Source organism: Rhizobium sp. N621 (genome assembly GCF_001664325.1).
Lineage (GTDB): Bacteria > Pseudomonadota > Alphaproteobacteria > Rhizobiales > Rhizobiaceae > Rhizobium > Rhizobium esperanzae.
In genome coordinates this window covers 3,692,606-3,717,369 of record NZ_CP013495.1, presented here as the reverse complement: position 1 = coordinate 3,717,369, position 24,764 = coordinate 3,692,606, and the positions used below count along the sequence as shown (strand labels likewise).

22 protein-coding genes are annotated in these 24,764 nt (G+C 61.3%); 15 read left to right on the top strand and 7 right to left on the bottom strand.

Features of this window, described 5'->3' with window-relative positions; translation table 11 throughout:
- Positions 1-123 precede the first annotated feature (123 nt).
- Together AMK00_RS17930 and AMK00_RS17925 are read left to right on the top strand one after the other, a co-directional pair.
- On the top strand, positions 124-2,439 hold the full coding sequence (locus AMK00_RS17930; protein ID WP_064811279.1) for a methyl-accepting chemotaxis protein: 2,316 nt from the start codon (positions 124-126) through the stop codon (positions 2,437-2,439).
- Between the two features lie 123 nt (positions 2,440-2,562).
- The gene (locus AMK00_RS17925; RefSeq protein ID WP_064811278.1) at positions 2,563-3,564 is read left to right on the top strand and encodes an LLM class flavin-dependent oxidoreductase; all 1,002 of its coding nucleotides are present in this window, start codon (positions 2,563-2,565) and stop codon (positions 3,562-3,564) included.
- A gap of 74 nt (positions 3,565-3,638) precedes the next feature.
- Here the strand turns inward: AMK00_RS17925 and AMK00_RS17920 are convergent, their stop codons facing one another.
- Complete coding sequence (locus AMK00_RS17920; RefSeq protein WP_064811277.1) at positions 3,639-4,385, bottom strand: YebC/PmpR family DNA-binding transcriptional regulator; 747 nt, start codon at positions 4,383-4,385, stop codon at positions 3,639-3,641.
- Between the two features lie 141 nt (positions 4,386-4,526).
- Between AMK00_RS17920 and AMK00_RS17915 the strand changes: the two genes are divergently transcribed.
- The gene (locus AMK00_RS17915) at positions 4,527-5,030 is read left to right on the top strand and encodes a pyridoxamine 5'-phosphate oxidase family protein (RefSeq protein ID WP_042118987.1); all 504 of its coding nucleotides are present in this window, start codon (positions 4,527-4,529) and stop codon (positions 5,028-5,030) included.
- A 30-nt stretch (positions 5,031-5,060) separates the two neighbouring features.
- Here AMK00_RS17915 and AMK00_RS17910 read toward each other — a convergent pair whose 3' ends face one another.
- From AMK00_RS17910 to AMK00_RS17885, 6 genes are all read right to left on the bottom strand, one after another.
- Positions 5,061-5,906 carry an MBL fold metallo-hydrolase gene (locus AMK00_RS17910; RefSeq protein WP_064811276.1) on the bottom strand — a complete coding sequence of 282 codons (846 nt, stop codon included), beginning with the start codon at positions 5,904-5,906 and terminating at the stop codon, positions 5,061-5,063.
- A gap of 100 nt (positions 5,907-6,006) precedes the next feature.
- Positions 6,007-6,831 (bottom strand): TIGR00282 family metallophosphoesterase, encoded by an 825-nt coding sequence (locus tag AMK00_RS17905; RefSeq protein ID WP_064811275.1) that lies wholly within the window; start codon positions 6,829-6,831, stop codon positions 6,007-6,009.
- 3 nt (positions 6,832-6,834) lie between these two features.
- Entirely contained in the window at positions 6,835-7,422 is a 588-nt protein-coding gene (locus AMK00_RS17900; RefSeq protein ID WP_064811274.1) for a 5-formyltetrahydrofolate cyclo-ligase, read from the bottom strand.
- Positions 7,423-7,553: 131 nt separating this feature from the next.
- On the bottom strand, positions 7,554-8,474 hold the full coding sequence (locus AMK00_RS17895; RefSeq protein WP_064811273.1) for an NAD-dependent epimerase/dehydratase family protein: 921 nt from the start codon (positions 8,472-8,474) through the stop codon (positions 7,554-7,556).
- Positions 8,471-9,295, bottom strand: coding sequence for a glycosyltransferase (locus AMK00_RS17890; RefSeq protein ID WP_064811754.1), 825 nt, complete (start codon positions 9,293-9,295; stop codon positions 8,471-8,473). Before AMK00_RS17890 ends, AMK00_RS17895 begins: the two co-directional genes overlap by 4 nt.
- Before the next feature lie 133 nt (positions 9,296-9,428).
- Complete coding sequence (locus tag AMK00_RS17885) at positions 9,429-10,649, bottom strand: NAD-dependent epimerase/dehydratase family protein (protein WP_064811272.1); 1,221 nt, start codon at positions 10,647-10,649, stop codon at positions 9,429-9,431.
- A 163-nt stretch (positions 10,650-10,812) separates the two neighbouring features.
- Between AMK00_RS17885 and ybgC the strand changes: the two genes are divergently transcribed.
- The 12 genes from ybgC (at position 10,813) to AMK00_RS17825 (ending at position 24,702) form a co-directional block, all read left to right on the top strand.
- Positions 10,813-11,268, top strand: coding sequence for a tol-pal system-associated acyl-CoA thioesterase (ybgC, locus tag AMK00_RS17880; protein WP_064811271.1), 456 nt, complete (start codon positions 10,813-10,815; stop codon positions 11,266-11,268).
- 365 nt (positions 11,269-11,633) lie between these two features.
- Entirely contained in the window at positions 11,634-12,353 is a 720-nt protein-coding gene (tolQ, locus tag AMK00_RS17875; protein WP_004671617.1) for a protein TolQ, read from the top strand.
- A gap of 18 nt (positions 12,354-12,371) precedes the next feature.
- Positions 12,372-12,827 carry a protein TolR gene (tolR, locus tag AMK00_RS17870; protein ID WP_003542730.1) on the top strand — a complete coding sequence of 152 codons (456 nt, stop codon included), beginning with the start codon at positions 12,372-12,374 and terminating at the stop codon, positions 12,825-12,827.
- Between the two features lie 8 nt (positions 12,828-12,835).
- Positions 12,836-13,972 (top strand): hypothetical protein, encoded by a 1,137-nt coding sequence (locus tag AMK00_RS17865; RefSeq protein WP_064811270.1) that lies wholly within the window; start codon positions 12,836-12,838, stop codon positions 13,970-13,972.
- Between the two features lie 21 nt (positions 13,973-13,993).
- Positions 13,994-15,304, top strand: a complete 1,311-nt coding sequence (gene tolB, locus AMK00_RS17860; RefSeq protein WP_064811753.1) for a Tol-Pal system beta propeller repeat protein TolB — start codon at positions 13,994-13,996, stop codon at positions 15,302-15,304.
- 152 nt (positions 15,305-15,456) lie between these two features.
- On the top strand, positions 15,457-15,993 hold the full coding sequence (pal, locus tag AMK00_RS17855; RefSeq protein WP_064804779.1) for a peptidoglycan-associated lipoprotein Pal: 537 nt from the start codon (positions 15,457-15,459) through the stop codon (positions 15,991-15,993).
- A 159-nt stretch (positions 15,994-16,152) separates the two neighbouring features.
- Entirely contained in the window at positions 16,153-17,142 is a 990-nt protein-coding gene (gene ybgF / locus AMK00_RS17850) for a tol-pal system protein YbgF (RefSeq protein WP_064804777.1), read from the top strand.
- Between the two features lie 11 nt (positions 17,143-17,153).
- Positions 17,154-18,614, top strand: a complete 1,461-nt coding sequence (gene tilS / locus AMK00_RS17845; protein ID WP_064811269.1) for a tRNA lysidine(34) synthetase TilS — start codon at positions 17,154-17,156, stop codon at positions 18,612-18,614.
- A gap of 97 nt (positions 18,615-18,711) precedes the next feature.
- Positions 18,712-20,643 carry an ATP-dependent zinc metalloprotease FtsH gene (gene ftsH / locus AMK00_RS17840; RefSeq protein WP_064804766.1) on the top strand — a complete coding sequence of 644 codons (1,932 nt, stop codon included), beginning with the start codon at positions 18,712-18,714 and terminating at the stop codon, positions 20,641-20,643.
- A gap of 241 nt (positions 20,644-20,884) precedes the next feature.
- Positions 20,885-22,237, top strand: a complete 1,353-nt coding sequence (glmM, locus tag AMK00_RS17835; protein WP_011426682.1) for a phosphoglucosamine mutase — start codon at positions 20,885-20,887, stop codon at positions 22,235-22,237.
- Between the two features lie 257 nt (positions 22,238-22,494).
- The gene (locus AMK00_RS17830) at positions 22,495-23,334 is read left to right on the top strand and encodes an outer membrane protein (RefSeq protein ID WP_064811268.1); all 840 of its coding nucleotides are present in this window, start codon (positions 22,495-22,497) and stop codon (positions 23,332-23,334) included.
- Positions 23,335-23,523: 189 nt separating this feature from the next.
- Positions 23,524-24,702, top strand: a complete 1,179-nt coding sequence (locus AMK00_RS17825; RefSeq protein ID WP_064811267.1) for a phosphoserine transaminase — start codon at positions 23,524-23,526, stop codon at positions 24,700-24,702.
- The last annotated feature ends 62 nt before the right edge of the window (positions 24,703-24,764 follow it).

The following is a 24,764-nucleotide window of genomic DNA, read 5'->3' as shown; positions in this document are numbered from 1 at the left end:
AAATACGAAGGGGGTCTCGTGTCGCAAAGAGATAAGCCCCTGAGGTTCTGTTTGAAGATCGGTCGATCAGGCTCATGCCGCCTGCCCGCGCCGGCAGACGCGTTCAGAAGGGGTTCGTCGTACATGGCTCAGAGATTTCAATCCCTGTCCTTCAAGGTCATTGCCACATTCATCCTGATGACCGTGCTGTCGATCGCGGTGATCGACGTGCTCGCCTATTTCGCCAGCAGCCGCATCTCAGACGAGCAGGCGCTGAAGGCCAAGGAGAGCGTGCTGATCTTCCGCGGCGACATGCTGCAGGACCAGCTGGCGCAGCTCGAGAACCAGGCCAATTCCATTGCCCGCATCGAGGCGCTGCAGATGTCGATCACCAGCCTGAAGAGCGGCTGGAAGACCATCGAGAAGACCTCCGGCGATGCCCGCGCCGAGCTGAAGAAAGTCTTCATCACGGCCAATCCCAACCCGGCCGATCAGCGCGAGAAGCTGATGAAGCCTGAAGCGCCGAGCGGCTTTTATTATTCGAACCATGAAAAGACGCAGGGCGAAGTCGCCCGCGACCTCGAAGACACTGCTTTCAGCGATCTCTTGATCGCCGATCTCGATGGTTCCGTTCTCTATTCCTACAAGAAGGAAGACGACTTCGCCGAGAATCTGAAGTCGGACGCCTGGAAGACGACCGGCGCTGGCATCGCCTTCGCCAAGGCGATCGAGAATACCGCCAAGGCGACCGACGATGCCGCACCGACAGGCTTTTCCGGGCTCCGCGTCGATGCGGCCAGCGGCAGGTCGGCGATCTTCTATGCCGTGCCGATCGTCAAGCTCGGCGCGGCCAAGGGCATCATCCTGTTCAAGGTGCGTGACGACATCGTCGCCAGCATCCTGGCAAAGGGGATTGTTCAGGGCAGCACCGCGCGGGCGGCGATCGTCTCTGCCGATGGTTCAGCGATCGGTCTCGATGCGAGCGGCAAACTTGCGACGCTCGATGCCGCTCCCTTCACCTTCATCAAGGACGCGCTTGCCAGTTCGGCGATGACGGTGGCCGATTTCAACAGGACGGACGGCTCAGCGCGCGCCTATGTCCGCGGCATCGATTATCGCGGCGACCGCTTCCTCGTGGTCGAAAGCGTGCTGCTCAGCGAACTCAATGCCGGCTCGCTGGAGATCGCCACTTTGCTGACGATGATCGGCATCGGCGTGCTCGTCGTCATGGCGATCGCCACCGGCCTCGTCACCAATTTTCTGTTCTCGCCGCTTGCGCGGCTTGCCGGCGTCACGCGCGATGTCGCCGATGGCAAGCTCAACACCGAGATCGGCAGCCTGAGCCGAAAAGATGAGATCGGCACGATGGCCAACGCGCTTGCCCGCTTCCGGCAGTCGCTGATCGAAGGCCGCGAACTGGAAGCCGCCAGCGAAGAGACACGCCTACAGGCCGAGCAGGACCGCCAGCAGAACCTTGCCGAGCGCGAGGCAGAGGCGAAGACGCTGCAGCAGGTGGTGGAGGCGATCGATGAGGGCCTGCATCATCTGGCGAACGGGGATCTCGCCTATCAGATCGATCGGCGCTTCCCGAACGAGCTCGAAAGCCTGCGCATCAATTTCAACGAAGCGCTCGCGACGCTGAGCGAAACCATGACGGCCATCGGCGGCAACTCGATGGCGGTGCGGGCCAGCTCCGAGGAGATGCGTACCGGCGCCGACGAGCTTGCCGGGCGCACCGAGCGCCAGGCCGGCTCGATCACCGAGACGGCGAATGCAATCAGCGCCATCACCCAGTCCGTCCGCCGGCAGATCGAGCGGGCCGAACAGGCCGAGCGCATCGCCCGCGACGCCAAAAAGGAGACGACCGGCTCCGGCCAGATCATGCGTGAGACGATCGCGGCCATGGAGGCGATCCAGACCTCCTCACGCCAGATCAACACGATCATCTCCGTCATCGACGACATCGCCTTCCAGACCAACCTTCTGGCGCTCAATGCCGGTGTCGAGGCGGCGCGCGCCGGTGAATCGGGCAAGGGTTTTGCTGTCGTCGCCATGGAAGTGCGCGAGCTCGCCCAGCGCTCGTCGAGCGCGGCCAAGGAGATCTCCAGCCTGCTGCAGAAATCGACGCATGAGGTCGAAAGCGGCGTATCGCTTGTGGAAAGGGCAGGTGTCGCGCTGACCGGCATCGGCGCGCATGTCGAGGCGATCAACGGGCAGATCAACGAGATCATGGAATCGACCCGCGAGGAGGCCAATACGCTGCGGGAGATCAACAGCGCCGTCGCCGAACTCGACGCGATGACACAGCAGAATGCCTCGATGGTCGAGGAGACGACGGAAGCGATCCACCGGCTGGCGACGGAAGCCCTGGAAATGGATCGCCAGCTCGGCAATTTCACGCTGCCGCAGGGGCATTACCCGCCGAGCGCCGAGTTGCATGTATTGCGCCGTCACCGGTGAGGCGTCGCTTGCGATATTCGACAAGGGCCGCCGTCGCGCGGCCCTTTTGTTTGCCTGCACGGTTTGGAATGGGGGGGCGCCAACCTACATAGACGGCATCGTTCAACTGCCCGGCAGGTTTCCATGGTTCCCTTTTCCATACTCGACCTTTCTCCCGTTGCCGAAGGCAGCACCGTGCGCCAGTCGCTCGAAAGCTCGGCGCGAATGGCTCAGAAGGCTGAAGAATTCGGCTACAAGCGTTTCTGGCTTGCCGAGCATCACGGCATGCCTGGCATCGCCAGTGCGGCGACCGCCGTTGTCATCGGGCATGTCGGGGCCGCAACAAAACGCATCCGCATCGGTTCCGGCGGTATCATGCTGCCCAACCATTCGCCGCTCGTCATCGCCGAACAGTTCGGCACGCTGGAGGCGCTCTTTCCCGGCCGTATCGATCTTGGGCTCGGGCGGGCGCCGGGAACGGATATGCGCACGGCACAGGCGCTGCGGCGCAACCTCGAGGCCGGCGCGAACAGTTTCCCGAACGACGTAGTGGAATTGCAGCAGCTTCTCGGCACTCCGGTCGAGAATCAGGCGATCCTTGCGGTCCCCGGCAATGGTTCGCATATCCCGATCTGGCTGCTCGGCTCCAGCCTCTACAGCGCCCAGCTTGCGGCGATGCTCGGGCTTCCCTATGCCTTCGCCTCGCATTTTGCCCCTGATATGCTGCTCGACGCCATCGCGATCTACCGCGACCGCTTCCAGCCCTCGGCAACGCTCGACAAGCCCTATGTGATGGTCGGCGTCATGGGCGCGATGGCGGCGACGGACGAGGAGGCGCGCTATCATTTCACCTCCGCCGAGCAGCAGTTCGTCAACCTGCGCCGCAATGTCCGCGGTCCGTTCCCACGTCCGGTGACGGATATGGAGGCGTTCTGGTCGCCGATGGAGAAGATGAACGTCGAACACACGCTGCGTTATGCTGTTGTGGGATCACCGGAGACGGCAGAGGCAAAACTGACGGCGTTTCTCAAGGAAACGCAGGCCGACGAGGTGATCATCTCCATGCCGATCCATGATATCGAGGCGCGGCTGAGATCGGTGGAACTATTCGCGGGGCTGGGAAACTTCATGCGCGTACCCGCGTAGGGGTTCGCAACGCGCGGCTCGGCACAAAAAACCCGGCGTCGCGGCCGGGTTTTTCATGAAACATCATTTTGAAGTCAGGCCGAGAGCTTGGCCAGCACTTCTTCCGAGACCTCGAAGTTAGAATAGACGTTCTGCACGTCGTCATCATCTTCCAGGCTGTCGATGAGCTTCATCAGCGACTGGGCCTTTTCCTCGTCCACCGGCACGTTGTTCTGGGCGCGCCAGACGGCCTTGACGGTTTCGGCTTCGCCGAGGCTCGTTTCCAGGGCTTTCGACACTTCGCCAAGGGCTTCGAAAGCGCAGGTGATGTAATGGCCTTCTTCGTCGGTCTCGACGTCATCGGCGCCGGCTTCGATCGCGGCTTCCATGACCTTGTCGGCGTCGCCTGCGGAAAGCTTGTAGGTGATTTCGCCGACATGATCGAACGAGAAGGAAACGGAACCGGTTTCGCCAAGGGCGCCGCCTGCCTTGGTGAAGATCGAGCGGACGTTGGAGGCGGTGCGGTTGCGATTGTCGGTCAGGGCCTCGACGATGATCGCCGTGCCGCCCGGACCATAACCCTCGTAGCGGACTTCGTCATAGTTTTCGCCGTCGGCGCCGGCTGCCTTCTTGATGGCGCGGTCGATATTGTCCTTCGGCATGGACTGGGCCTTGGCATTCTGGATCGCCAGGCGAAGGCGGGCGTTCATCGTCGGGTCGGGCAGGCCGGCCTTGGCAGCAACGGTGATTTCGCGCGCAAGCTTGGAGAACATTTTCGACCGCACGGCATCCTGACGGCCCTTGCGGTGCATGATGTTTTTAAACTGTGAATGGCCAGCCATGGCACCCCTGTTCACGTCTCATTGTTCGGAATGGGCCGCCTTATAAGAGCGAAACGGCAGCCGTTCAAGGGGAAAGCAGTTCGGAACAAAGGCGAGGGGATGACGTTTCAACCGAACTCCATTCAATGGAAAGGAACGGTCATGGCAAGTCTCAGCGAGGCGCGGGAGCAACCAGCACGTCAGCTTTGGGATCAGGTCAACGGTGTTCATGCCGGCATGCTCGGTATTTCCGGGCTTGATATGCACATGCAGCCGATGGCGCCGCATGCCGACCCGACCACCAACACGATCTGGTTTTACACTAAGACCGACGCCGACATCGTTCGCGCCATCAAGCCCGGCAGCCGCGCGCATTTCTGCGTGATCGGCAAGGATCACGACTATCACGCCTGCCTGTCCGGCGTGATCGAGGTGCGTAACGACCCTTCCAAGATCGAAGAATATTGGAGTTCGATGGTTGCGGCCTGGTATGACGGCGGCAAGAAAGACCCGAAACTCACCATGCTTTCGCTGCATGTCGATGACGCCGAGATCTGGGTTTCGACAGGCAGCACGTTAAAATTCGGCTGGGAGATCGCCAAGGCCAATCTCGATGACGACAAAATGCCCGACGTCGGCGTCAAACGCCACCTGCAATTTGCTTGATCAGCAAGGTTTGGAGGGACCCGCCGGGCTTTACTGCACGCCCTTCATCACATAGATCAGCGGCTTCTTTGGAAGCGTGCGCATGGAGACGGTGAGGCTGTCATCAGGCGCATAAGTGATATCAAAGTCCTTTCCGAACATGGAGACGAAGGCATTGACCGGCGGGCCACGGCGGTGCATCGGCAGGATCAGCGACGAGCGCAGCCGCTTGATGACGCGGCTCATGCTGTCGGCGCCCATGGTCAGGCCGCCGTCGATGGGCACCATCACGACGTCAAGGCGGCCGATTTCGGTATAATGACTATCCGTCAGCTCGTAATGCAGATGGCCGAGATGGCCGATGCAGAGACCGGCAATTTCGAAGATGAAAATCGAGTTTCCATCCTCCTGCGAGCCGCCGAGGCCGTAGCTGAAGCGGATATCCGTGGTGACGTTGCGGATATAGGCATCGCCGACGACGAGATTGATGCCGGCTTTCTCGCCCGGCACGTCGCTCCAGCCATGGAGCACATGCTTGATGTCGGCCTCAGGCGTCAGGGTGAAGTGGGTCGTGTGAGCCTTGTTCATCGTGACGACATCGGGGGTCGTCGCCGGCCTGTACCAGCCATTATAATCCGTCGCGATGATGATGCCGCCGGGTGTCTCGATTTCGAAGGTGGAATGGCCGAGATAGGTGAATTTCACACTCTCGCCCTCGGACACGGTCGGCATCGGCACCGCGACGCCGGAAAAACTGGCGAAGGTCGCCCTGGGCATATTCTCGGCGATTGCCTGGCATTGACTGGCCGGCGGGTGCGGCTCCTGTGCCCTGGCAGGATCTGATGCGGCGAAGGCCGCCAGGCATGTGATAGCGAGGATAAGATAATGCGGCTTCATGCCACCCCTCCGGCGCTTTCATTTAGCGGCGGAGGATGCGTCATGAGGTCGCAGCGGTCCAGAGCGACGATACTCACAATTGCGTGTTGGAGCGGCTGGATTACCGCCAGAACTCCGGCACCGTTTCGGCCAAACGCGGGCCGAGCCGAAGCGGCGCGATCTTTTCGGCCAGTCCGGTGGCATCGGAAATCTCTACGCCGACGCCGCAGATCGTCGCCGGGCCGCTCGCCGCTTCCATGCGGCCCTTCGGCATCTTGGAGATGAAGCGGTTGAGCGGCTCCTCCTTGTCCATGCCGAGCGAGGAATCGTAATCGCCGCACATTCCGGCATCCGACATATAGGCCGTGCCGCCGTTCAGGATCTGCGCGTCGGCGGTCGGCACATGGGTATGCGTGCCGACGACGAAGCTGGCGCGGCCGTCGACGAAATGGCCGAAGCATTGCTTCTCGCTGGTCGCTTCCGCGTGGAAATCGAAGATGATCGCATCGGCCTGCTCCTTCAGCGGGCAGGCGTCGAGGATCACCTCCGCCGATTTGAAGGGATCGTCGAGTTCCGGATGCATGAAGACCCGGCCCATGACATTGGCGACGAGCACGCGCGCGCCGTTCCTGGCATAGAAAAGCCCGGAGCCGCGGCCGGGCGTGCCTTGCGGATAGTTGGCCGGCCGCAGAAACTGATCGTGGCGCCCGGCAAAGACGACGGCTTCCTTCTGGTCCCAGACGTGATTGCCGGTCGTTACCACATCTGCGCCGGCATTGATCGTTTCCAGAAAGATGTCCTCGGTGATGCCGAAGCCGCCGGCGGCATTCTCGCCGTTGACGATGACAAAATCGAGCCGGAGGTCGGAGATCAGGCCGGGGAGGCGGTCCCAGACCGCCGTGCGTCCCGTCTTGCCGACCATGTCACCCAAAAAAAGCAGCCGCATTCCCTATCCAATCCAAGAGGCAAAAAAGCGCAGGCCGCTTTCTGTCAGGATGGCATCCAGGCTTATGTCATGCGGCTCGTCGGGCACATGTGCCACTTCCTGGCAGTCGAATGCAATGCCGATCAGCTTGGGATGCAGGCCTTTCTCTCTGAGTCGGCTGATGGCGCGGTCGTAGTAGCCGGCGCCGTAGCCGATGCGATGGCCTCTGACATCGAAGGCCGAAAGCGGCACCAGCATGATCTCGGGGTCGAGGATAACGGCGTGCTCGGCGGGACCGACAGTACCGAAACCGGTCGCGATAAGCGGTGCGTCTTCCGCCAGCTCACGAAAGACGATGGTCTGCTTGTCGAGGATCGCCGGAACGCAGAGCCGCGCGCCGCGTGCTGCAAAGCGCGCCATCAGCGGCCTGAGATCGGCCTCCGACCGGATCGGCAGGAAGCCGGAGATGATGGTGCCTGGCTCGAAGGCAACCGCCTCACCGGCGTGATCGGCCATTGCGAGGCTTTTGGAGATGCGCTCTTCAGGAGCGATGGCGTCGCGGGCGGACAGCCGTTCGTTGCGCAACTGCGCTTTCAGTTCTTTTGCGGTCATTCGATCTGCCGGATTGAGAGGTTCGGCCGAGCATAGCCGGCTTGAGACCCGATGCAAATGCCGGCTGCGACAGGGCTGCGCCCGTTTCACGTCGTACCGGTCTACGGTTGCCGATCGTCGGACGAGGATGCCTATCGATCCTGCGCAGATTCGTGTCGCGGCGACACCGGCAGCGCGGCGGCCAGCCGCCGCATCGTTTCCTCGAACAGAGGAGCTCCACCTGGCAGCCAGCCGAGCGCACGGATTTTCGCCGTGTTCATCGGATTGAGGGCAGCCTTGTCGGCGGTGGGCGGCAAGGCGTGAGGACAGCTCGTTTCACGGCGGATAGGCGCGAGCATGTCGTGCGTGTCGACCGTTATGTCCGATATGTTGAAGACCTCGCCGGAAACGCGGGTGCTTTCCGTCTCCAGCATCAGCCGCACCGCGCGGCCGAGGTCGCGGCCATGAACCTCCGTCCCGGCGCGAGAAGCAACAGGCAGGCCGGCGAGATAATCGGCGACGAGACCATCCCATTTGTTCGGCGTGAGATCGCCATAGACACCGGTCGCCCTCAGGCTTACGCCGGCAAAACCCGGCGCCGAGAGATGGGTAAGCGCACCTTCCGCGTCGAGTTTGATCTGGCCGTAGAGCGTCTCCGGCTTCGGCGGCATCGTTTCGACAAGCTCGGTTCCCGGCGGGTGGTCGCCATAGGCAGCGCGGCTGGACAGGAAGACGCAACGGCGCGTGCCGGCGCGTTTGGCCGCTTCGAAAAGCCGGACCGTGCCGTCGAGGTTCAATCTGTGGAAGCTCTTGGGATCGTCGCCCTCGCCGCCGCGATATTTGCCGGGAACATGGCTGAAGGCGGCGTGGACGAAGAAATAGGCGTCGTCGAAGACGTCGATCTGATCCTTTTCGGGATCAAGGGAGAGTGCTGCGAACTCGACCGGGCGGGAGAAGAAGCGCGGCAGCGGCGCCCGGCGTCCGCCGACAATTACCTGATAGCCGGCGGCCAGCAGCTCCTCGACGACGTACCGGCCGACGAGACCCGTTCCCCCGGATACCAGTACTTTCATGCCGTCCCTTCCGGATTTCTCAGCGCCGTGATCTCCGGCATATCGCCGCTCTCGTGTATACTGTGCCATAGATCGATCAAGGGTTGTAGTTGTTTTGCCTTGGGATGATCCTTTTCCCACGGTTTTTCATACTGGAAGTGCACGATCGAAATGCTCTTCCAGTCCCAAAGCTCCGGCATGGTGAACCATACATATTGAAGCATGTTGAAATAAACCGGCAAGCCGTGCCATTCCGGGAAGAACGTCTCCAGAAAGGTCTGGTCGGTGCGTCGCCAGAAGGCCTCCGGCCTGTCGAGGCTTTCCAGCATGCGCCGGAATGTGTCATGCGAGGGCGTGGCGACGAAGACGCCGGAATTCATGCGGCGAAAATCGGCGAGGCTTTCATAGACGTTGGGAGCGGCGGAAAATTCCGGATAGAGGAAGAGCCTGTCGACGTTCTTCAGCACCAGGGCGTCGGCATCGATGAAGACGCAACGCTCATACTCCACCAGCTGCCAGAGCCTGAGCTTGCAGAAATTGTCGAGCGGCGAATGGAACTCCGGCTTGCGGCCTTTGGTGAATGGGACGGCGGAATGGAGATGGCCGCGGGCGTGGCGCTCGTTGAAGGTATCGGACAGCGGCAGGTGCTCGACTTGGATCAGGCGACAGTCGAGGGCCTCGAGCGGGGCGAGAGCGGCTGCGTCGACGCCGCCGGTGTGGAGGACGACGACGTCGGCGCTGGTGCCGGTGCGACGCAGAGACCGGGCGAGGGCGGTGGCGCCCATCGCGTAGTCGGCGTTGGTAATGAGGGTGACGTAGGCGAAGGCGGGCGAGCGCTTCATCGGGTTCGACTGCATCGATATGTCTTGCTCCGGCGGAGGAGAGACGGCAAGGCGTTGCTGCATGCCTCTTCTCCCCGCTGGGGAGAAGAGGGAGCAAGCCGCGGCCTTTCTAGCCTTCGTCATCGCTCAGCACTCACGAAACCGACTTCAACCGCTTCCCTTCCGGATCGTGATCAATCGTCGCGGCAATGTCTTTGGTCCAGGCGGAGATGGCCGGCACGCGGGAGCGGTCGACGCGGTAGGCGAATTTCTTCGCCACGTCGACGATTTCGCCCAGCAGCCCGTCTTCCAGCGTGGTCGGTTCGAGGCCAAGATCGAGAAACTTTTCGTTCCGGACGATCAGCTCGTTTTCGGCGGCTTCCTTGCGCGGGTTGGGCAGCCAGGCGATCTTGGCGCCGCTCGTCCTGGCGATCATCTCGGCGAGGTCGCGCACCCGGTGGGTTTCCGTCATTTGATTGAAGATCTCGACGCGGGCGCCGCGGACGGGCGGGTTCTTCAGCGCCAGCTCGATACAGCGCACCGAATCCTGGATGTGGATGAAGGCGCGGGTCTGGCCGCCGGTGCCATGCACCGTCAGCGGATAACCGATCGCTGCCTGAATGAGGAAGCGGTTCAGCACCGTGCCGTAATCGCCGTCATAGTCGAAACGGTTGATCAGCTGCGCGTGGCGGCGCGTCTGTTCGGTATGCGTGCCCCAGACGATGCCCTGATGCAGGTCGGTAATCCGCAAGCCGTCATTCCTAGCGTAGAACTGGAAGAGCAGTTGATCCAGGCACTTGGTCATGTGGTAGATCGAGCCCGGATTGGAGGGGTAGAGGATCTCCTGGCTGACCGTTTCGCCGTCCGCAGTCTCGATGCCGACCGGCAGATAACCTTCGGGGATAGCAGCGCCGACCGTCGAATAGCCATAGACGCCCATGGTGCCGAGATGGATGAGGTGGGCGTCGAGATTGAGCTCGGTCAGCGCGTTCAGGAGGTTATGCGTGGCGCTGACATTGTTGTTGACCGTGTAGTTCTTGTGGCGGTCGCTCTTCATCGAATAGGGCGCGGCGCGCTGTTCGGCGAAATGGATGATGGCATCCGGCCGGTGTTCCGAAAGCCATTTCTTCAGAAGCTCGTAATCCCTAGCGAGATCGATGAGGTTGAAGTGGATGCGGCGTCCTGTTTCGGCATGCCAGATCCGCGTGCGCTCCTGGATCGAATCCATCGGGGTGAGCGACTGAACGCCGAGTTCGGTGTCGATCCAGCGGCGCGAGAGATTGTCGAGTATATGGACGTCGTGACCGGCATCGGAAAGGTGGAGCGAGGTGGGCCAACCAATGAAACCGTCTCCGCCCATAACCGCAATCTTCATCGCATCGTCTCCTGATCGGTCGCTTATTATCGGGAATAGTTAGGAATTATGACAATCATTCAATGCCTGACTGCGGCGCATTCAATGCCCGCCGGCCGGGCATTCAATGCTTGCCTGTCGCGAAGCGTTGCGCCAAAGAGGGCACCTCACTTTGGAGAAAATTATGACGGAACGCCCTTTTTCCATTTCGGGAGAGCTGACGGAGGCCGGACACCGCCTCATCCAGCGGGTCTATTATGAAGATACGGATTTCTCCGGCCTGGTCTATCACGCTCGCTACCTGCACTTCCTCGAGCGCGGCCGTACCGACTATCTGCGCTGCCTCGGCGTCGAGCAGCGCGAGCTCGTCAGCGCCGACGAGGAAGGCCTCGTCTTCGTCGTCCACCGGATGGAGATCGACTTCAAGAGCCCCGCGCGCATGGATGACGTGCTGACGATCCTGACGCATACGGAAAGGGCCGGAGGCGCCAAGATGGTGCTCAACCAGCAGATCCGTTCAGGTGAAACCCTGCTGATCGCGGCCAAGGTGATCATTGCCGTCATCAACGCCAAGGGGCGGCCGCGGCGGTTGCCGGAAACGCTGGCGGCAAAATTCCTGGAAGGAAGCCAGCCTCTGTAGTTCCGAATCAGGCCTTGTCAAAACTTGAACTTTATGGGAAGGAATTCCCGCGCCGCAGGATGAGCGCTCTTTCGGCAGCCGGACCATGTTCCGGTCAAGTAATCCATGGAACAAAATCTCCCGAACGCAGGCTTGCTGTCATAGTCCGGCACTAACGATCTATTAACCATAATAGTGTCTTACTGGGAAAGTCGGAGTTTGTGCGGTGCACGCCTTCCTTTGACCAAATTTGACGGCAAGAAGGCGGAAGAAGAGCTTGGAAGCTTGACCAGGGCTTTGGGCGGCGGTCGCCGGACACTTCTTGCGAGATCATTTTGTGCCGCCCGGTCCAGCGCCGGGCGTTTGGATTCGGGGATTTTGGATCAATGGAACAAGTAGGATTGGCAGCAGCCACGACGGACGTCAGCCTCTGGTCGCTTTTCATGCAGGCCGGCATCGTCGTCAAGCTCGTCATGCTCGGGCTCATCGCGGCCTCGGTCTGGACGTGGGCGATCGTCATCGACAAGTATCTGGCCTATGGCCGCGCACGGCGCCAGTTCGACAAGTTCGAACAGGTGTTCTGGTCGGGCCAGTCGCTGGAAGAACTCTACCGCTCGCTGTCGGAGCGCAACAATACCGGGTTGGCGTCGATCTTCGTCGCGGCCATGCGCGAATGGAAGAAATCCTTCGAACGCGGCGCCCGCTCGCCGATCGGCCTGCAGATGCGTATCGACCGCGCCATGGACGTAACGCTCGCCCGTGAAACCGAATATCTCGGCGCCCGTTTGGGATCGCTCGCGACCATCGGTTCGGCCGGTCCGTTCATCGGTCTCTTCGGCACCGTCGTCGGTATCATGACCTCGTTCCAGGCGATCGCCGGCTCGAAGTCGACCAACCTCGCGGTGGTCGCACCCGGTATCGCCGAAGCGCTGCTCGCCACCGCGATCGGCCTCGTCGCCGCTATTCCGGCTGTTATCGCCTACAACAAATTCTCCGCCGATGCCGGCAAGCTCTCTGCCCGCATGGAAGGTTTCGCGGACGAGTTCTCCGCCATACTTTCGCGCCAGATCGACGAGAAGCTGCAGCCGCGCGCTGCTGCTCAGTAACCAACGGAGTATTCTCAGATGGGTATGGCTGTTGGAGGCAATGGCGGCGGGGGCGGCGGACGCCGCCGTCGCGGCGGTCGGAACAGGGCCGTCATTTCCGAAATCAACGTGACGCCGCTCGTCGACGTCATGCTCGTGCTTCTGATCATCTTCATGGTCGCCGCACCGATGATGACTGTCGGCGTGCCGATCGACCTGCCGGAAACGCAGGCCAAGGCGCTGAATTCCGAGACGCAGCCGATTACGATTTCGGTCAAGAACGACGGTGAGGTGTTCCTGCAGGAAACGCCGATCCCGGCAGCGGAGATCGCCGCCAAGCTCGAGGCGATCGCTACCACCGGCTACAATGAACGCATCTTCGTGCGCGGCGACGCAACGGCGCCCTATGGCGTCATCGCCGACGTGATGGCTCGCATCCAGGGAGCCGGTTTCAAGAATATCGGCCTCGTGACGCAGCAGAAGAAGGACCAATAGCGCTCAAAATGAAGGCCAGCGTCGTCACATCTGCTGTTCTGCATTGCCTGGTGCTCACCTGGGCGATGGTGTCTCTGAGCGCGCCGGAATCCTTCAAGGTCGAGGATTTCGAGGCGATGCCGGTCGATCTCGTGCCGGTGGAATCCATCACCCAGATGCAGCAGGGCGACAAGAAGGCTCCGAAGAAGGAGACGTCCGCCCCTGTGCCGACGACCCGGCCGCCGATCGCGCAGCCGGCCGAAAATGCCGGCGACAACAATGTCGACCTGAAGACGCCGCCGGTTCCGAACGCCAAGCCGAGCAATACGGAAGCTGCCGCCGCGAATTCGAGCGAGAAGCCACAGCCGAAGACCGATCCTACTCCCAATGACGTCAAAGAAATCGTCAAGGAAGACACCGAAGTCGAGCAGCCGAAGGAGGTCGCCTCTATTCCGCCGCCGAAGCCCGCCGAAGTGACGCCGCCGAAGCCCGAGGAAAAGCCGCCCGAAGAACAGGCCAAGCCTGAAGAGCCACCAAAGCCGGAAGCCGAGGCGCTGCCTGATAACGTGCCTACCCCTGTCACGAAACCTCAGGTGAAGCCACCGGAACCGCAAAAGCCCGCCGAAAAACCGCCGGAAAAGGCGCAGGATCAGCCGAAGACCGCTGACAAGCCGACCGAGAAGAAGAAGGCGGACCAGAAGCAGGAAACGGCGAAATCGGCTTCGTCGATGAAAAGCGATTTCAATGCGGATGAGATTTCCGCCTTGCTGAACAAAACCGACCCTTCCGCCGGCGGCGCCAAGCGCTCGACGCAGGAGGCATCGCTGGGTGCCAAGAAGAGCAATGGCGGTTCCAAGCTGTCCATGAGCGAGATGGACGCCCTGAAGAGCGCCATCGCCGGCAACTGGACTGTCATTCCCGGCATGGAAGGCATGAGCGACGTTCGCATCAAGGTCCACATGAACCTCGACCAGGATGGCAATATTGTCGGCGAGCCGGAGGTCGAGGCAGTCGGTGGTGATAACGAGTCGACGCGCCGGGCGCTCGCCGGCGGCGCCTATCGCGCCATCATGAAATCGGCACCTTTCTCCTCCCTTCCAAAAGACAAATACGATGCCTGGAGCGAAGTCGTCGTTAACTTCGACCCGAGTGATCTGGGAATTTAAATGCTGAAAGGCTTTTACTCCATGAACAAATGTTCTTTCTTCCGCGCGATCGCCGTCGCTGCCGGTCTCATGACCATTGCTGCGTTCGCGACACCGGCGAATGCGCTGGTCGAGATCAACATCAACAAGGGCAACGTCCAGCCATTGCCGATTGCCGTGACGGACTTCCTACAAGGTGACATGGGCGCGCAGGTCTCGCAGGTTATCGCTGCCGACCTGCAGCGATCCGGTCTCTTTGCACCAATCAACAAGACGGCCTTTATCGAGAAGATCTCCAATCCGGACGCGGCACCGCGTTTCGAAGACTGGAAGGTCATCAACGCTCAAGCTTTGGTGACTGGCCGCGTCACCCAGGAAGCGGATGGCCGTCTTCGTGCTGAATTTCGTCTCTGGGATACGTTTGCCGGACAGCAGATGACCGGTCAGCAGTTCTATACGCAGCCGGAGAACTGGCGCCGTGTGGCTCACATCATCGCCGATGCGATCTACAAGCAGATCACTGGCGAAGAGGGCTATTTCGACACCCGTGTCGTCTTCGTCTCCGAATCCGGTACCAAGCAGCAGCGTAAGCGGCAGCTGGCGATCATGGACCAGGACGGCTTCAACGTGCGGACGCTGACCGACGGCAGCGACCTCGTGCTGACGCCGCGCTTCTCGCCGAGCCGGCAGGAAGTCACCTACATGTCCTTCGCCAACCAGCAGCCGCGCGTCTATCTGCTGCAGCTCGAAACGGGGCAGCGCGAAGTCGTCGGCAACTTCCCCGGCATGACCTTCTCGCCGCGTTTCTCGCCGGATGGCCAGAAGGTGATCATGAGCCTTCAGCAGGAAGGCAATTCCAACATTTACACCATGGACCTGCGCTCGCGCACGACGACACGGCTGACTTCGACGGCGGCGATCGACACCTCGCCCTCCTATTCGCCGGATGGTGCGCGCGTCAGCTTCGAAAGCGACCGAGGCGGCAAGCCGCAGATCTATGTGATGAACGCCGACGGCTCCGGCCAGACCCGCATTTCCTTCGGCGACGGCTCTTATTCGACGCCGGTCTGGTCGCCACGCGGCGATCTCATCGCCTTCACCAAACAGTCCGGCGGCAAGTTCTCGATCGGCGTAATGAAGCCGGATGGCTCGGGTGAGCGCATCCTGACGTCTGGCTTCCACAATGAAGGCCCGACCTGGGCGCCGAACGGCCGTGTGCTGATGTTCTTCCGCCAGGCGGCAGGCGCGGGTGGCCCGCAACTCTATTCGATTGATCTGACCGGTTATAACGAGCAGCTTGTGAAGACGCCGAGCTATGCTTCCGACCCGGCCTGGTCGCCGCTGCTGGAGTAGCGAGTGCATCAATGCCTTCATGTCGCCTTAAAGTCGTGGAAACCGGGCGATACGGGACAAATCAGTAAATTGTTAACCATAATCTTTGAGGGGCGGTTAACCGAGTGCGGTTACTGTCCGGAAACCCTGATGAACTCGCAAGGAGACCGGCCATGAGCCGAATTCATACCCCGGCACTGAGCCGCATGCAGAATTTCGCCCGCAACCCCGTCATGATCGCGCTCGTCGCCGGTCTCGCGCTTGCGGGTTGCGCCAACAAGAAGAACGGCGGCATGCCGAACAGCGCCGGCGACATGGGTCTCGGCGCAGGCGCCGCGACGCCGGGCTCGACCCAGGACTTCACGGTCAATGTCGGTGACCGCATCTTCTTCGACACCGACTCCACGTCAATCCGCGCCGATGCCGCTCAGACGCTCGACCGTCAAGCACAGTGGCTCGGTCGTTACCCGAACTATCAGATCACCGTTGAAGGCCATGCCGACGAACGCGGCACCCGCGAATACAACCTCGCACTCGGCGCCCGTCGCGCTGCTGCCACCAAGGACTACCTCGCTTCCCGCGGCGTTCCGGCGCAGCGCATGAAGACGATTTCCTACGGCAAGGAACGTCCGGTCGCTGTCTGCGACGATATTTCCTGCTGGTCGCAGAACCGCCGCGCGGTCACCGTGCTCGGCGGCGCCGGCATGTAATTTCCAGTTATAATTGGTTTTACAGAGGCGGTCCCATCAGGGGCCGCCTTTTCTTTTTGACCACACTTTGGCCAGACTCCGTTGCTTTTTGACAGCAATTGGAAAAATCTCCTGTTCGTGCCTCAAGGCGCGAAGAATCACTGGGACAGGACGATACATATGAAGAAACTTGTCGTGGCAGGCATGCTGTGCCTGGCGGCTATGACCGGCAGTGAACGAGCGGCTTATTCGGCCTCGTTCTTCGGGCTGCATCTCGGCGGCCGATCCGCGGAGCAGCAGCCGGCCCCTCCCGTCGTCAAGGTGCAGAGCGGGGATGCGGAAATCCGCGTGCAGCAGCTCGAAGACCAGATGCGGCAGCTGAACGGTCGGATCGAGGAAATGAGCTACCAACTCCTGCAAATGCAGGAGACGATCCGCAAGCAGCAGGAAGACAATGAATTCCGCTTTCAGCAGCTCGAAAAAACCGGTGCCGGCGGCGGTGGCGCCAAGGCTCCCGTCAAGAAGAGCGAGACAGATGCCGCTCCTGCCGCGTCCGGCAGCGACGACGTCGCCAGAGTGATTCAAGCACCGCAGGGGGCCGAAACGGCTCCCTCCACCGATGTGCCTGATAATACCGGCCTCGGTCAGCCGCCGAAGCAGCTCGGCTCGATCGACTTCGACCAGAATGGCAACGCGATCGGCGGTACCGTCGACGAAAAAGCCACCATCGGTTCCGGCCCGATTCCCAATGCCAACAGCGGCACGCCACAGCAGACGGCCTCGCTTGGGAGCGAGTCGGACCAGTACAAGTCAGCCTACGGCCATGTGCTGTCAGGCGATTACGGCACGGCCGAGCAGGAATTCAACCAGTACATCGCCCGTTACCCGAGCAGTGCGCGGGCGGCGGACGCCAATTTCTGGCTCGGCGAAGCGCTCTATTCGCAGGGCAAATACAACGAGGCGGCCAAGACTTTCCTCAACGCACATCAGAAGTACAGCGGCTCGGAAAAAGCGCCGGAAATGCTGCTGAAGCTTGGCATGTCGCTTGCGGCCCTCGACAATAAGGAGACGGCCTGCGCGACCCTGCGCGAAGTCTCGAAGCGTTACCCGAAGGCGTCACGCGCCGTGATAAGCAAGGTTGCGAGCGAACAGAAACGCCTCGCCTGCTGAGGTCTTCCGGAATGTCTCCGGAAGCCGCATCGCCTCGAGAGGCTGTCCTTCAGTTTCTCGCATCGCTCCGAAGTCCTGCGCGTATTCTCGTCGCGGTCTCGGGCGGCAGCGATTCCAGCGGCCTGCTTCTCCTCCTCGATGAAGCCGTGAAGGCCGCGCCCCATCTTGAAATTTCCCTTTGTGCTGCGACCGTTGACCACGCGCTGCGCGCCGGCTCCGCAGACGAGGCGCGAGAGGTCGCAGCCTTCTGTGCATCCCTCGGCATTCCCCATATGATCGCTAGATGGCAGGGCGAAAAGCCGAAAACCGGCATCATGGCCGCTGCCCGCGAGGCCCGTTACAGCCTTCTGGCCGAGGCAGCGGAAGCGCTCGGCGCCAGTCTCATTGCCACCGGTCATACGGTGGACGACCAGCGCGAAACGCTGCTGATGCGCGGGATGCGAACAGAGCAGCTGTCGAGCGGTATCGCCGACGCCGTGCTCTTCGACCGGCGCTTGTGGGTCCTGCGGCCGCTTCTTTTTGTCACGCGGGCGGAAATCCGCGCTTTCCTGCGGGCGCGGGGCGTGGGGTGGATCGACGATCCGAGCAATGAGGATATCAAGTACGAGCGTGTGCGGATGCGCCGGCAGCTATCTGCCGATCCTGCGGCGGAGACGGATATTCGCGCAGCCTGGGAAGAGCGGCTCACTCTGTCGTCTCGCGCCGCCGAATGGCTGGATCGTCATTTCCAGCTTCACGGCGGCGTGCTTGGGCAGGTGATGCCCGAGGGGTTGCGGCAGGACCGTGCGGTCCTCGATTACACGCTCGGCCGTCTGACGGCGGTGTTCGGCGGGCAGCCGTTCGTGCCGGGCAGGGTGCAGATGGACCGTATTCTCGCATTCGCCTCCGGCAGCGGGCCGGGACGGATGACCGCCGGCAGGGTAGTGTTCGATCTCAGGCGCGACGGGCTTTATCTGGCACGGGAGAACCGGGGGATAATGCCACTGGTATTGCGGCCGGGGGAGGCTGGAGTTTGGGATGGGAGGTTCCGTGTTGAAAACCGGTTAGGAACGACCATGAGGGTGGAAGCTCAGGCCACGCGCTCCTCCCTCATTCCTGTGCCCGTCACAGGAATCCAGCCACCGCGCGTCGGCGCGGTGAATGGCTCATCGATGCGTAACGAGTCTTCTGCGCCCAAGGACTTGGGCGCACTGAATTCCTGTGACGAGCACAGGAATGAGGGAGGGTGGTGCAAGCATCTTCCCAAGGCGGCATGGAAACGCGCAATCGCTTCGGCGCCTGCCTTATCCTCAGATGGAGCCTATTTATCCCCGGAATCCGCTTCAATGGTTGAACTGACGCCCTATTTCGCGCCCTTCGACCGCTTTTTGACACGATTTGATTTCATCTTTGCCAACAGGCTTTCGGCGGTTTTCGCGATGGCGCCCTATGCGGGACTGCCTTTAAGAAGTATTGACGGAAAAACCATCTGACTTGGGGGATTGCCTTGGCAATAGCGCGGCGCAACCCTATGTTAGAACCTAATAAGACGGTCGCCATGAGGCGGCTGTTGCAGTGCTGGGGAGTTCAATGAACCCTAACTTACGTAATTTCGCATTGTGGGCGATCATCGCGCTTCTGCTGATCGCCCTTTTCAGCATGTTTCAGACGGCGCCGGCGCAGACGGGCTCCCGCGATATTCCTTATTCGCAGTTTCTGCGTGAGGTTGATGCGGGCCGTGTGAAGGAAGTGGTGGTCACGGGCAACCGTGTCTCCGGAAGCTATGTCGAAAATGGCTCCACCTTCCAGACCTATTCGCCTGTCATCGACGACAGCCTGCTCGATCGCCTGCAGCAGAAGAATGTGCTGGTTTCCGCCCGTCCCGAAACGGATGGTTCTTCGGGTTTTTTGAGCTATCTCGGCACGCTGTTGCCGATGCTTCTCATTCTCGGCGTCTGGCTGTTTTTCATGCGGCAGATGCAGGGCGGCTCCCGCGGCGCGATGGGTTTCGGCAAGTCCAAAGCCAAGCTGCTGACGGAAGCGCATGGCCGCGTGACCTTTGAAGACGTCGCCGGCGTCGACGAGGCCAAGCAGGATCTCGAGGAAATCGTCGAATTCCTGCGTGATCCGCAGAAGTTCCAGCGTCTCGGCGGCAAGATCCCGCGCGGTGTGCTGCTGGTTGGCCCTCCGGGCACCGGTAAGACGCTGCTCGCCCGCTCGGTCGCCGGCGAAGCCAACGTGCCCTTCTTCACCATTTCCGGTTCCGACTTCGTCGAAATGTTCGTCGGCGTCGGCGCAAGCCGCGTACGTGACATGTTCGAGCAGGCGAAGAAGAATGCGCCCTGCATCATCTTCATCGACGAAATCGATGCCGTCGGTCGTCATCGCGGCGCCGGTCTCGGCGGCGGCAATGACGAACGCGAGCAGACGCTGAACCAGTTGCTCGTTGAAATGGATGGCTTCGAGGCGAATGAAGGCGTGATCCTGATCGCCGCCACCAACCGCCCTGACGTTCTCGATCCCGCACTGCTGCGTCCCGGCCGTTTCGACCGCCAGGTCGTGGTGCCGAACCCGGATATCGTCGGCCGCGAGCGCATCCTCAAAGTGCATGCCCGCAACGTTCCGCTGGCGCCGAATGTCGACCTCAAGGTTCTCGCTCGCGGCACGCCCGGTTTCTCCGGCGCCGACCTCATGAACCTCGTCAACGAAGCCGCTCTCATGGCTGCCCGCCGCAACAAGCGCGTCGTCACCATGCAGGAGTTCGAGGACGCCAAGGACAAGATCATGATGGGCGCCGAGCGCCGTTCCTCGGCAATGACCGAAGCGGAAAAGAAGCTCACCGCCTATCACGAGGCCGGCCACGCCATCACGGCGCTCAACGTCGCCGTCGCCGATCCGCTGCACAAGGCGACGATCATTCCGCGCGGCCGTGCGCTCGGCATGGTCATGCAGCTTCCCGAGGGCGACCGCTACTCGATGAGCTACAAGTGGATGGTTTCACGCCTCTGCATCATGATGGGCGGCCGTGTCGCCGAAGAACTCACCTTCGGCAAGGAGAACATCACTTCGGGCGCGTCTTCCGATATCGAGCAGGCCACCAAGCTTGCCCGCGCCATGGTCACGCAATGGGGCTTTTCCGATCAGCTCGGTCAGGTCGCCTATGGCGAGAACCAACAGGAAGTCTTCCTCGGTCACTCGGTTTCGCAATCGAAGAATGTTTCGGAAGCCACCGCGCAGAAGATCGACAATGAAGTGCGACGCCTGATCGACGAAGCCTATACCCAGGCCCGCACGATCCTGACGGAAAAGCACGACGAATTCGTCGCCCTTGCCGAAGGTCTGCTCGAATACGAGACCTTGACCGGTGATGAGATCAAGGCGCTGATACGCGGTGAGAAGCCCTCCCGCGATCTCGGCGACGATTCGCCGCCGAGTCGTGGATCGGCCGTTCCGAAGGCCGGCGTGCGGCCTGCCACCAAGGGTGATGAGCCCGAAGCCGGTCTCGAACCGCAGCCGCATTGAGCTGCGAGACGATCTCGAAAACAGGCCGGATTTCCGCTATGGGAGATCCGGCCTGTTTCATTGGTAACGGGATATAATCATTTTTCTCGCTAATTTACGTGCCGATTGCCGCAATTTGTGGCATTCCGCTGAAGAGAAGCAAGCATGAATCACGCTCCTGGACTGACGACAATCCACTGAAGCCGGATTTGCTTGGAACGATGCGCTGCCTTGAATGGCGCGCCAAAGCGCAGGAGTGCAGATGAAAAGACGCTATTTCGGTACGGACGGTATTCGCGGTCAATCCAACGTCTTTCCGATGACGCCGGATCTTGCCATGCGGGTCGGCATCGCCGCCGGCACGATCTTCCGCCGGGGCAACCACCGTCATCGCGTCGTGATCGGCAAGGATACTCGTCTTTCCGGCTATATGCTTGAGAACGCCATGGTGGCAGGCTTCACGGCTGCGGGTCTCGACGCCTTCATTCTCGGCCCGATCCCGACGCCTGCCGTCGCCATGCTGACGCGTTCGCTGCGCTGCGATATCGGCGTGATGATCTCCGCTTCGCACAATCCTTATGAAGATAACGGGATCAAGCTTTTCGGTCCCGACGGCTACAAGCTGTCGGACGACATCGAGGCCGAGATCGAGGACCTGCTCGAAAAAGACCTGAACGCGCAGCTTGCCAAGTCCGACGATATCGGCCGTGCCAAGCGCGTCGACGGCGTGCATGACCGTTATATCGAACATGCCAAGCGTACGCTGCCGCGCGACGTGACGCTGCAGGGGCTGAGGGTCGCGATCGATTGCGCCAACGGTGCTGCCTACAAGGTGGCGCCCGCCGTGCTCTGGGAGCTCGGCGCCGATGTCGTTACCATCGGCAACGAACCGAACGGCACCAATATCAATCTCAATTGCGGTTCCACCAGCCCCGTCGCATTGCAGAAGAAAGTCGACGAGGTTCGCGCCGATATCGGCATCGCGCTCGACGGCGACGCGGACCGCGTCATCATTATCGACGAGAACGGTTCGATCGTCGACGGCGACCAGCTGATGGCCGTCATCGCCGAGAGCTGGGCCGAGAGCCAGCAGTTGCGCGGCAACGGCATTGTCGCCACGGTCATGTCCAACCTCGGGCTCGAGCGTTTCCTCGACGAACGCGGCATGGCGCTTGCCCGCACAAAGGTCGGCGACCGCTATGTTGTCGAGCATATGCGCCAGCACAATTACAATGTCGGCGGCGAGCAATCGGGCCACATCGTGCTTTCGGATTACGGGACGACGGGCGACGGTCTGGTCGCGGCGCTGCAGATCCTCGCCGCAGTCAAGCGCACCGGCCGCACCGTCAGCGAAGTCTGCCGCCGCTTCGAGCCGGTGCCGCAGCTCCTGCGCAATGTCCGCATCAGCGGCGGCAAGCCGCTGGAGGATATTCAGGTACAGAAGGCGATCGCCGATGCCGAAGCCGAGCTCGCCAGAAACGGCCGCCTCGTCATCCGGCCTTCCGGCACCGAGCCGTTGATCCGCGTCATGGCCGAGGGCGACGACCGCGCCCAGATCGAGCGCATCGTCAACGAGCTAATCGGCACGATCTCGAATGTCCGGACCGCTGCCTGACCCTGCGAGAACAAACAATCAAAAGGCCGGTGCGTGAGCGCCGGCTTTTTTTACTGCGCACACCGGTGGTGTCTATCTCCCCTCAAACCATTTCACGAGGCGGTCGATCTTCTGTTTCATGCGACTGAGATGCTTGAAATCAAAGTAAACAAGCGTGGTTAAGCAGCTTTTAACGTTTCCAATTCATTATCCATGCAAAGCGTATCAGATTGGCAGCGACTGAGCTGCCGACGCAACGGGATTTTGGAGTGAAATCCATGAAAAGAAGCTTGTCCGGCATCTTCGCCGCATTCTTGATAGCGACAAATGCCTATTCTGCGGATCTCGCCCCTGCCGAGCCCATTCCGGAGCAGCCGCCGGAGGTGACTGTCAGCGAAGCGACCGGCTGGTATCTGCGCGGCGATGTCGGTTATGCCTTCACAGACCTGCGCGGCGCGCGTTATTTCCAAGGCAGCAACGCCACGGAGGTCGATTTCGACGACGCCGATCTCGACGACGCATGGACGGTTGGCGGCGGTGTCGGTTATCAGATCAACAGCTATCTGCGCACCGATCTGACCTTCGACTATCTCACCCAGGCGGATTTCAAGGGCTCGACATCCGGGCAGTGCGGCTTCCCGCTGGTGGATTGCACCTCGCGCGACCGCTCTTCGCTCACCGCCTATACGCTGCTGGCCAACGCCTATGTCGATCTCGGCACCTACGGCTATGTGACGCCGTATGTCGGTGCCGGTATCGGCGGTTCCTACGTCAAATGGAAAAACCTGCGCAACGTCGCCTGCGCCGATGACGGCAGCTTCTGTGACGATGAGATCACCCATGGCGGCAGGGGCAACTGGCGCTTCACCTATGCGCTTATGGCTGGCGCCTCGATCGACGTGACCTGCAACATCAAGGCCGACGTCGGCTACCGTTACCTGCATATCGACGGCGGCAACATGTTCGGCTATGCCGAAAACGGCGGCCCGGGCCGCGACAGGGGCCTCAGCGCCCATGAAGCCCGCGTCGGCGCCCGCTACCTCTTCGGTGGCTGCGCCCAGCCGGTCGCCTACGAGCCGGCGCCGGAAATCCCGCTGCAGCAGCCGGTCTACAAGTAGGGCCGGTCAACCATCGCGTCAGAAAGCCGCCCTCGTTCCGGGCGGCTTTTTCATTTTCGCCACCTTGCCTGCGTCAAAATATCTACAGCTTGCGACACTTCGATCTTGACTATGACGCTTCCGATCCATACACACGGCGGCGGGACACCCTTCCCCAACGAAGGGCTTTCTATCTGAGAGGATAGCATCATGGCGAAGACCGCAAAGCCGGACATCCGTCCGCACAATACTCATTTTTCTTCTGGCCCCTGCTCGAAGCGCCCCGGTTGGTCGCTCGAGGCCCTTTCCGACGCGGCCCTCGGCCGTTCGCACCGCGCGAAGGTCGGCAAGGCCAAGCTCACGCAGGCCATCGACCTTACCCGTGAAATTCTCGAAGTGCCGGCGGACTACCGCATCGGCATCGTGCCGGCTTCCGACACCGGCGCCGTCGAAATGGCGCTCTGGTCGCTGCTCGGCGAACGCGGTGTCGACATGCTCGCCTGGGAAAGCTTCGGCGCCGGCTGGGTCACCGATGTGGTCAAGCAGTTGAAGCTCAAGGATGTGCGCAAGCTCGAAGCGGGTTACGGCGAGCTTCCCGATCTTTCCGCCGTCGATTTCGATCGTGACGTCGTCTTCACCTGGAACGGCACGACCTCGGGCGTGCGCGTGCCGAATGCCGATTTCATTCCTACCGACCGCAAGGGTCTGACGATCTGCGACGCCACCTCGGCCGCTTTTGCGCAGGAACTCGATTTCGCCAAGCTCGATGTCATCACCTTCTCCTGGCAGAAGGTGCTGGGCGGCGAGGGTGCCCACGGCGTCATCATTCTCTCGCCGCGCGCCGTCGAGCGTCTTACCACCTACGCGCCGGCGTGGCCGCTGCCGAAGATCTTCCGCATGACCTCGGGCGGCAAGCTGACGGAAGGCATCTTCCAGGGCGAGACGATCAACACGCCGTCGATGCTCTGCGTCGAGGACTATATCGATGCGCTGCTCTGGGCCAAGGAGCTCGGCGGTCTCCAGACGCTGATCGCTCGTGCCGATGCCAATGCCAAGGTCATCCACGATTTCGTCGCAGCAAACGACTGGATCGCCAATCTCGCCGTCAAGGCGGAAACGGCCTCCAACACCTCCGTCTGCCTGAAGATCGTCGACAAGGACATCACGGCTCTCGATGGCGACGGCCAGGCGAATTTCGCCAAGGGCCTGGTCGGCCTCCTGGAAAAGGAAGGTGTCGCCTATGACATCGGCCATTACCGCGACGCGCCGTCGGGCCTGCGAATCTGGGCCGGCGCCACGATCGAGGCATCCGACATGCAGAAGCTGATGCCTTGGCTTTCCTGGGCTTTCGAAACGCAGAAGGCGCAGCTCGCTCAGGCGGCCGCTTGACGTGATCGCATCCGGCTCCGCCACGTCCGGCGGAGCCCAGCATTCCATTTTCATTCATCGCT